A 9,010-nucleotide genomic window follows, 5' to 3' on the forward strand; every position below is an offset into this window, starting at 1 on the left:
GCCGCCACACCCGCACCGACCTCTACCAGGACCGCCGCGCCTACGTGTGGAACAACGACTACGACACCGCCACCCTGCGCGACGACCGCGGCCGCTTCGTCGACGACGAGTCTTGGGGCCACCGCCGCGGCGGCCGCCACTGACCCCCCACCCTCCAACAGTGACCGTCATGCGGAGATCACCACCGCCATGACTTTCAACGGCGCGCTGCCTGCATCTGGGGCGGCGCGCCGTTTTTCGTCCTGTGCGAGGGAGAGAATGGCGTGCCGGGGGCGCTCGCGGTGCCCCGAACGACAGAACCGTGCCCCTGCCGCTCGCCTCCCCCCGAGGACATTGAGGATCTGGACGCCTGGACCCTGCACCGGCTTCGCCACAGCGCCCTCACCCACTACGCCAAGAGCGGCACCTTCACTCCGATGCTGCTGGCCCGTTCCCGCCACGCCTCAGTCCGCTCCCTGGGGCGGTATGCCCGCCCCGGCGTCGACGCGGTCGCCCGGCTCATTGCCGAGCGTGAGCCTGCCGTGCGTCGTAGGGCGTAATGGCTGCCCTCCTTTCAGCGTGGGTCAAGAGGCAGGAACTCGGGCCTTGAACGAGTGCAGGTCGGCTACAGCGAGGGTTTGCTCCGCGTCATGCGCCTCGAAGCTGCCCATGAGCTGGAAGCCGAGACGGGTGGCGAGCTTGAGGGAACGCTCGTTGGCCGTCTGGGTCACCACCAGGACCGGCTGGTCGGGAAGCTCGTCGACGGCGGCGCGCAACACAGCCGTGGCGGCCTCGAATGCCAGCCCCGCACCCCAACTTCCGCGCCGGAGCATGTAGGTCAGCTCCAGCTCCCCGCCTTCCTTGGCGACGTGTCCGGGAAAGTCCGCGGAGCGGCGGCCGAGTACGAGTGTCCCGATGAACCGGTCGGTCTTCTTTTCGGCGATGACGTAGGTACCGGGCTTGTCTGCATAGGCGCTGAGCCGTTCGCGCCGAAATACTGCTCGACGTCGCTACGGGGCCGCGGGCCGCCGAGGTGGGCACGGACCTGTGGATCGGTCTGGAGCTCGATGAGGCCGTCGGTGTCGGCGTCGTACGTTTTTCGCAGCCGGAGACGATCCGTGGTGATCTCAGTGGCAGACAGCATGGGTAATGCGTTCATGAGGCCCATTGTCCCCACTCATTGGATCGAGTCACCGGTCAGCGTGCGGTGGCCGGCTCGCCCTCGGGGATACGTGGTCGGGGCGCTGCTGGTACCGGGCGGTCAGGTCCAGGTCGAGACGGCTGTTCATGTCGAGCTCGAACCGCCCGTAGAGGTGGACGTGTGTCCAGAACAGCGGGGGCAGGGACCGCCGGTCTGCGGCGGTGAGGGTGTCGGCCCGCTTCGGGTCAGCGAGGACCTGCTGCATCAGCAGCGTATTGACATGGACCAGGGCGGAACTGGAGTAGGTGGAGGGCGAGCATGGACACCTCCTGGGATTCCTTGGCTGGCCGGCGAGATCACCGTCCTTGCCGTAGAAGAGATCATTGTTCGCGCTGTTCCAGTTCTCCACGATCTGGAGGCCCCTCGTGGATCTCCTGGGCGCAGGTCGACGTCGGCGCGGGCGCCGGACCCTGATCCGCACCGATTCCCCGGGCGGCACCCCCGAATATCCCGACGTCTAGCGTGCCGAGCTCACGGGGTAGGGCTGTTACGCACTTTCGAGTGACGGTCCGCGCCGCGCTGGGGTGGCGTGACCTGGCAAGCGCGAGGGTCCGACCAACGCCCCCAAGGGGACCGGACCTGGCACGCCGTCAACCCCACGCACCAGCGACATAGATGGAGAATGCAATCAAGAGTCATGGAAATATGGGCAACAGGTAACACGGGCCATGTTTTCTGCCCAAATCCCACGCGAAGTGGACAGAGTGTGTATGCGCGGCCGGTCCGGCCGCCGCCCGCACACCGCATCCCACCCGCGTCGGCCGCAGGGCCGTTCGTGGAGGGGGTGCCCGCACTGTCAGGGAGACTCGTGTCCGCTTCCGCTTCCGTCACCGCCCGTCGCCTCGCTGCCGCCGCTCTCGCGGCGGGCGCCCTCGTCTCGGTGGCGGCGCTGCCGGCGTCCGCGGCCGATCATCGTCCGGCTCGGGAGAGGGTGGAGATCTCCGCCGTCCAGGCCGACTCCCCGGGACCCGACGACCGCTCCAACCGCTCGCTGAACAGGGAGTGGGTGGAGCTCACCAACACCACCCGCCACACGGTCAACCTCGACGGCTGGACCCTCGAGGACGCCTCCGGCAAGACCTACACCTTCGACGACTACCGCCTGGCCGGCCGCGCCACCGTCCGCATCCACACCGGCGTCGGCCGCGACACCCGCACCGACCTCTACCAGGACCGCCGCGCCTACGTGTGGAGCAACGACCACGACACCGCCACCCTGCGCAACGACGACGGTCGCATCGTCGACGAGGAGTCCTGGGGCCACCGCCGCCACCACGGCCGCTCCGCCGATGAGGAGTCCTGGGGCCACCGCCGTCACGACGGCCGCTCCGGCGACGAGGGGTCCCGGGACGACCGCCGTCACCACGGCGGCGACCGCCGTCACCACCAGGGCGGCGACTTCCGTCGCTGACCCGACCAGCCTTCTGAGCCCGTGAGCGATGTGGGATCGCTTGCGCGGCGTGACATGTCGGCGGCGCGCGACCCGGCGGTGCGGTCCGGTCGCGCGCCGCTTCACGTCCGAAGGCAGCCCCCGTGCCGGGAGCTGCTGGTGTTCGTAGGCTGGGAGGTGCTCGGGGCCGTCGCGGAGGTCAGCCATGCCCCGAACGATTTGGTCCGGCGCGATCAGCTTCGGCCTGGTCACGGTGCCGATCAACGTGGTCAGCGCGACCGAGGACCACAGCATCCACTTCCACCAGTACCACCTGGAGGACATGGGCCGGATCCGCACCCGCAAGGTGTGCGAGATCGAGGACCGCGAGGTCTCCCAGACGGAGATCGGCAAGGGCTACCAGATGACGAAAACCCAGGTCGTCCCGATCAGCGACGAGGAACTGCGCGACCTTCCGCTGCCCACGGCCAAGGCGATCGAGATCGAGGCGTTCGTGCCGCTGGAGTCGGTGGACCCGATCCGCATCGCGGAGGGCTACTACCTGCAGCCGGCCGGGCAGGTCGCGGCCAAGCCCTACAAGCTGCTGCGCCTGGCCCTGGCGCGTTCGGCGAAGGTCGCGGTCGCCAAGTACGCGTGGTCGGGCCGCGAACGCCTCGGGCTGCTGCGGGTGCGCGAGGACGCGATCGTGCTGCACGCGATGCGCTGGCCGGACGAGATCCGCGACCCCGCCGAGCTGCTGCCGCCGGCGGTGGAGGTCTCCGACGGCGAGATCGAGGGCGCTCTGGCGCTGATGGAGACCATGGCCCGCGAGGACCTCGAGGGGGACGAGTTCCGCGACTCCTATACCGAGGCCGTGGCGAAGATCATCGAGTCCAAGCGGGAGGACAGGCCGCTGCCCGAGGGGCCGGAACCGAAGGAGCCAGGCGAGGTCCTGGACCTCATGGCCGCGCTGCAGGAGTCGGTGCGCAAGGCGCAGGCCTCCCGCGGCGAGACCGTCGGCGCCGACGTCCACGACCTCGCGCAGCCGCAGAAGAAGGCCACGGCCAAGAGGAGCGCGAAGAAGACGCCGGCCAGGAAGACGGCGGCAGGCTCGAAGAAGGCGACCGGGGCCGAGAAGGCCGCGAAGAAGACGGCTGCGCGCAGACCGCGCAGCGCGTGACGCATCCGAACGGCCGCCCGGCGGGGAAGATGGAGGCGGGACTCCCGTTCCGTGTTTCCCCCGAGCCGGGACGGGAGCCCCGCCCGACGATGAGGGCGGGGAATGCCGGCCGGGCCGATCGTCCGGCTGAAGCAACGCAGAGCCCTTTCGCCGCGCAGGCGACCGCCCTCCACGACCACACCCCTTCCTCCGCGGCCCCGGGCCGGCGACGACGCCGCGCGGGGCCGCAACTGTTTTCCGCCGTGACCTGCGCACCTCCGAGGACGTTGCCCAGCTCATGGACGGCTATGACTGCCTTGACCTCGACGAGATCGACTTCGCCCCCGTGGAACACGACGTCGAGCGGCTCCGTCTGCTGACACTGGACGAGGCGTACGACCTGCTCCACGTGCTGCGCACGGTGGCGCAGGAAGGCGGAACGGTAGCGGGGGTGGCGGACCGCCTGGTGCGGGAACTCGGCGCCCGCATCCCCTCCGCCGACTGATGCCGCCGTCGGCCGGCCGTCGGACGCGGGTCAGGGGCGGCTGCTGAGGCGACGCACGCGCGTACCCCACTGGTCAAGAACGGGCGCCGCGCACCACTTACATAGCGGCATGCCGCCGTGCCCGTACTTGTGGGTCTTTCGCTGGCAGACGGCACAGGGTCCGACCTGGCTGCCCAGACAGACGAGGGCGGACGGGTCGGGCTCGGTGATCGGTGGTGGGGGAGCGGGGTGCATCGGTGGTGTCCTTCCGACGGCAGGGGCGCTGTGGCGGGGTGGGGCCGTCGGACAAGTCGATGACGTTCAGGCGGGTGTCGGGCCGGCAGTGCGTACAGGCGCGCAGGCCGTCGGCGAGCAGGCGACGCGGTCGACGGGCCGACGGCGCTTGCCCGCCGCGCAACAGTCGCCGGCATGCACCTGCACGGGCGGCCGGCCGGCGCCGATGCTGAGCTCGACGCCGCGGCGGCCGGCGCGCCCGGCCCCGCTCGATCTCAGTCTGCCGCTGCCGCACAGCTTTAATCTTCGCGTCGATGCGGGCCAGCCACATGGCGTGCCACACCCGCAGCGTGTGCAGGCGCTCCAGATCGGGCGGCAGATCGTCGAACACATTTTTGATTCTATGGCCATGATCGAAGCTCCGGCCTAGTGTGTTCGATTTTCCGTTCGATAACGTGAGGGTCGGAGGTGCACGTCATGACGGGACAGCAGCAGGCGACGGGTCAGAGCACGGTGATGCATGTGCGCTGCCCCGACCGGTTGCCGGAGGAGACCTACCGGCAGGTCCTGGAGGAGATGGCGGGTATGTCCCCGGTCGTGCAGGCGTTGCCTCCGACCGCGGCCCTGATGGAACTGAAAGGCGCCCTGCGCTACCACGGCACGGATGCCCGCCAGCTGGGGGAGGTACTGCGGGTGCGCACCCTGTCCCGCCTGGGAGTCGACCTGCGCATCGGTGTCGGGCCGTCCATCACCGTCGCTGCCACCGCCTCCGGCCAGATCCACGCGCCCGGCGGCGTCCTCGCCGTCGCCCCCGACCAGGTCACCGACTGGCTGGGCCCGCTGCCGGTCGACGCCCTGCACGGCATCGGCCCCCGCCAAGCAGCCGCACTCCACGACTACGGCATCCACACCATCGGCCTGCTCGCCGCCATACCCACCGAGACCGTCCAGCGCCTGCTGGGCAGGGGCGCCGGCCGCACTGCCGCCGACCGCGCCCGCGGCACCGACCCCCGCCCCGTCACCCCGCGCACCCTGCCCGCCGCCGCAACCGTGCGCCGCTCCTTCCCCCGCCACACCCTGGACGGTGCCGACGTCCGCGCCGCTCTGCTCGACCTCGTCGTCCAGCTCGGACACCTTCTGCGCCGGCGCGGGCAGGCAGCCCGTGGCCTGACGTTGGTGCTGAAGTTCGCCGGCGGCACCTCGTGGGAGAAGACCCGCCGACTCGCAGAGCCGTCCGCGCACGACGACGACCTGCGCACCCTCGTCTACCGGCTGATGGACGCCGCCGGCCTGCAACGCGGCCGCCTGACCGCCCTGGCGCTCAAGGGAGAGGACCTGATCGACGCCGACCAGGTCACTCAGCAGATCAGCCTCGACGACACCCGCGAAGCCCGACTGGTCGCCGAAGCGGCTATTGACCGCGTCCGCGACAAGTTCGGCCCCCGCTTCATCGGCCCGGCCACCGTCTTCCGACGTGCCTCGTGAGCCACTCACAATCCCCTCCGATGGGACCCGGTGATGTCGGCCGTGTTGGGAAAACCGAGGCGCTCCATCGGGCCGCGCTGACATGATCAGCGCATGCTCATATCACCCCGTCGGGGCGCAGACCGGATCAACATTCGCAAAGTCCTCAGCGATGTGCACACCACGGCGCAGAACCTGCAACGGTCCTACGGCAACGCCTTCGAGGGGCTGCTGACGTACCTGGAGTGGGCCACCGAGGCGGCACGGATGCTGCGCTCCCAGGTCAGTGACAGGGACCTCGAACAACTCGTGTTCACCGCCCGGTACAAGGCCCTGCTGGCCAGTTGCGGCACACTCGCCGGCTCCGCCCAGCAGCGTCTGGTGAACGGTCTCGTGCAACTTGAGGTGGCCGAACGCATCGAAGCCTTCGAGGCGGCCGTGGACGCGCTGGACACGCAGATCAGCCAGTGGAACATGAGGGAGGCCTTCGTCGTCGCCGACTCCAGCTTCTACATCCAGAACGAAGTGAAGCTGGCCGACCTCAACCTGCACAAGATCCTCGACGTACGGCGCTGGGAATTCGTGCGCCTGCTGTTCCCGATCGTGGTGGTCGACGAACTGGACGACCTCAAGGACGCCAGTAAACACCGAGCCCGCTGGCGTGCAGCCCACACGCTCGGCCGCCTCGACGAGGTCCTCGACGGCCACACGCACGGGTTCCTAAACGAGGGTGCACACACCCCCCAGGACGGCGAGACCCGCGACAGGGTCACCGTGGAGATCGTCCTCGATCCCCCCGGCCACGTCCGCTTGGACCGCGCCGACGACGAGATCATCGACCGAACCGTGGCCATCCAGGGCCTGGCCGGCCGCGACGTTCGGTTTCTGACATGCGATACGAGTCAGCACACCCGGGCCCGAGCCGCCGGGCTGAAGGCGACCAAGGTGGCGACGAAGGACCCCGGGGACGAACCGGACTGGTCGGCCCAGGACAAGCCCGGCACCGGCATACGTGCGCAGCGGCGCGCCCGACAGGCCGACCCTGAGCTTCCGACGACCAGCTGAGAAGCACCACGTCCGGCAAGGCTGCTCCAGAACAGAGAAAGGGCCCGGCAGCGCCTCACGAGGGCCAGCCCGTACGGTCAGTCCCTACCCGGTGAAGCTGTTCGAGGGAAGCCAGCCGGGAGAACGGCTCGGCGAACAGAATGCACCTGATGGAGCGTCACTATCGGTCTGACGCCTAGGCCCGTATGCCGTCTCGCACGCACCGGTTCCTCGCAATCGAAGAACGACGTCACGCTCTGCGATGATTCGCCAAGATCTGTGCCAAAACCCAGGACTTGTGATTAATGCCAGCGGCCGCCCTGCTCCACGAACCTCCCCGCTCTGGACCAGGAATCCTTCGACGCGGAGCACGCACGCGGCCACCGGCCAGGCTGCAACCGACGTGGAGTTCGTCGGCCTCCTCAACACACGGGGCGCCCGGCCGCACGCCTGACCTGCACCGCAGGAAGGAAATAAAATTCTTTGCTGGTCGTGCCTCCGCGCAGGACCGAAGGGAGACCGGCACTCCACAGCAAGGAGCCTGCGCCATGACCGAGACCGTCCACACCACCCCCTATCCCTCGGGGGGCTGGGTACACCACGTCATCGCCGACGAAGACGGCACCGTCCGCGTGCCCTATTCCTGGGACAAGGCCCCCTTCCAAATACCATCCGGTTCTCGTGTGCCCGACGTGGTGGAAGCGCTTCGAGCTCGCTCCCTTGCCCGTGGGGACGTTGATTGGTCCTCCGGTGACTTTCCTCATCTCGATGATTGCTTGCCTAAGCTGGACCGCTTCGGTGCACGGGTGCTGCTGCTTCCGCGCAGCGAGCGCTGGCGGGAGGCCGTATCCACCGCTCTGTTGGGCAGTTGGTGCGGCGATTCCCTGAAGGTCCCCGGCGACAAGCTGCCCCCCACGGTCCTAGGCGTCCTCAAGGCAGAGGCGCGCGCCCTGCACCGGCAGTCGATTCCGCTATGGCGACGCCGTACCCGGCATGGGCGAGTGCTGTCGCTGGATGCCGACCTCGGCAGCGGACTGTCGCTGTACGACCTGGTCGCCGCCGAAGTCGACCTGCTCGCACACACGTCGGGCGGTGTGTTCGAGGACGACCGGCTCAACCGCGTACTCCACGGCCTGAAACAAGCCGAACGCTTAGTAGCACTCGCGTACGCCGAAGGAGAAGGTGCCACCTGGGCCGAGGCTGCAGCGGCTGCTGCAGCCACTCACCCGGAGGTGTTCTCGGGCGCTACTTATGCCACCGACTCGGAGGCGCTCGGCGAGCGGGTCCGCCGCAAGGTCAAGCGACTCGGCGCCGAACAGGTTCGGCGCGCCTGCCAATCCCGCGCCTGACGAGTGACGCACCTCGGACTCATGTTGCCCTGACGCAGGAGACGTCCATGCTTCCACCCTGGCTCCCCGCCGCCCGCACCGTCGGCGCGCTCCAGCGCGTCCTGCTCGTCGCCCTTCTCAGCCCCGCCGTGCTGGTCGCCCTCGCCGCGGCGGTCCCAGCCTTGGTCTTCTTGCCTTTCCTTCCGGGCGGCACAGACCGCGCCATCAAACTTCTGAGCGCGCACACCTGGTACCTGAGCACCCTGCTGACCAACAGCCGACGCGATCCGTAGGGTGCGTGTGGATCCCGTGGCGGGGGCGCCGTTGACGTGCGACTGGGCGCACTCGGTTCGCGGCAGTACGCCGGAAGCATGCCGAAGCGACGCCTGTATCTGCAGCAGCGGCCCGCACCCGGCGAGCCGTCCAGGCCGCGTGACCGCGCGCCTCGGACGACCAGGAGCCCCAGGTTGCGCCAGGGGGCGCGCCCATCTGTTGCGCTGGATGTTGCGCCAAGGGTTGCGCTATGGGTCGTACGACATAGTCCCGGCGGATGAGTTCGGTACCTCGCGGGAGCTACGAATCGACAGAGGGACGGTAACCAACCCGACCACCCCTCGGCAGCGAGGAGGGCCCCTCAGCGGGGGTGGGGTTTACCCCGTTATGTTTTTCGCGGTCCTGCAACAGGGCCGCTGGCCTCCGGGCCCGGCATGACTGTTGCCCCCTGTCGATCGGATGACCTGGGGGGTGG

9 protein-coding genes and 2 pseudogenes are annotated in these 9,010 nt (G+C 69.1%); 8 read left to right on the forward strand and 3 right to left on the reverse strand.

The genetic code is table 11. The features are described 5' to 3' along the window. Nucleotides 1–143: pseudogene (locus tag ABT300_RS38095) on the forward strand (lamin tail domain-containing protein); the annotation flags it as partial. Between the two features lie 420 nt (nt 144–563). Here the strand turns inward: ABT300_RS38095 and ABT300_RS38100 are convergent. Further along, a pseudogene (locus ABT300_RS38100) lies at nt 564–947 on the reverse strand (GNAT family N-acetyltransferase); the annotation flags it as partial. 222 nt (nt 948–1,169) lie between these two features. Then, nucleotides 1,170–1,529, reverse strand: a complete 360-nt coding sequence (locus ABT300_RS38105) for a Tn3 family transposase (protein ID WP_502978080.1) — start codon at nt 1,527–1,529, stop codon at nt 1,170–1,172. A 459-nt stretch (nt 1,530–1,988) separates the two neighbouring features. Between ABT300_RS38105 and ABT300_RS38110 the strand changes: the two genes are divergently transcribed. The 3 genes from ABT300_RS38110 to ABT300_RS38120 all read left to right on the forward strand — a co-directional run bounded on the left by ABT300_RS38110 (nt 1,989) and on the right by ABT300_RS38120 (nt 4,213). Beyond that, entirely contained in the window at nt 1,989–2,591 is a 603-nt protein-coding gene (locus ABT300_RS38110; protein ID WP_351686021.1) for a lamin tail domain-containing protein, read from the forward strand. A gap of 184 nt (nt 2,592–2,775) precedes the next feature. Next, nucleotides 2,776–3,729, forward strand: a complete 954-nt coding sequence (gene ku / locus ABT300_RS38115; RefSeq protein WP_351686023.1) for a non-homologous end joining protein Ku — start codon at nt 2,776–2,778, stop codon at nt 3,727–3,729. Nucleotides 3,730–4,006: 277 nt separating this feature from the next. Next, the gene (locus ABT300_RS38120) at nt 4,007–4,213 is read left to right on the forward strand and encodes a DUF6417 family protein (protein ID WP_351686025.1); all 207 of its coding nucleotides are present in this window, start codon (nt 4,007–4,009) and stop codon (nt 4,211–4,213) included. 300 nt (nt 4,214–4,513) lie between these two features. On the opposite strand, the gene ABT300_RS38125 is transcribed toward ABT300_RS38120, so the two are convergent. Continuing rightward, nucleotides 4,514–4,837 (reverse strand): DUF6233 domain-containing protein, encoded by a 324-nt coding sequence (locus tag ABT300_RS38125; protein WP_351686027.1) that lies wholly within the window; start codon nt 4,835–4,837, stop codon nt 4,514–4,516. A gap of 66 nt (nt 4,838–4,903) precedes the next feature. Here ABT300_RS38125 and ABT300_RS38130 point away from each other — a divergent pair, with 66 nt between their 5' ends. The 4 genes from ABT300_RS38130 to ABT300_RS38145 all read left to right on the forward strand — a co-directional run bounded on the left by ABT300_RS38130 (nt 4,904) and on the right by ABT300_RS38145 (nt 8,555). Next, complete coding sequence (locus tag ABT300_RS38130) at nt 4,904–5,911, forward strand: DNA polymerase Y family protein (RefSeq protein WP_351686029.1); 1,008 nt, start codon at nt 4,904–4,906, stop codon at nt 5,909–5,911. Between the two features lie 93 nt (nt 5,912–6,004). Continuing rightward, the gene (locus tag ABT300_RS38135; RefSeq protein ID WP_351686031.1) at nt 6,005–6,955 is read left to right on the forward strand and encodes a PIN domain-containing protein; all 951 of its coding nucleotides are present in this window, start codon (nt 6,005–6,007) and stop codon (nt 6,953–6,955) included. Between the two features lie 527 nt (nt 6,956–7,482). Beyond that, a complete protein-coding gene (locus ABT300_RS38140; RefSeq protein ID WP_351686033.1) occupies nt 7,483–8,283 on the forward strand; it encodes a hypothetical protein in 801 nt (266 codons plus the stop codon). 47 nt (nt 8,284–8,330) lie between these two features. Further along, nucleotides 8,331–8,555 (forward strand): dTMP kinase, encoded by a 225-nt coding sequence (locus ABT300_RS38145; protein WP_351686035.1) that lies wholly within the window; start codon nt 8,331–8,333, stop codon nt 8,553–8,555. Nucleotides 8,556–9,010: the final 455 nt, after the last annotated feature.

It is taken from the genome of Streptomyces sp. NPDC001027 (assembly GCF_040299045.1).
In the GTDB taxonomy this organism is placed as follows: Bacteria; Actinomycetota; Actinomycetes; order Streptomycetales; family Streptomycetaceae; genus Streptomyces.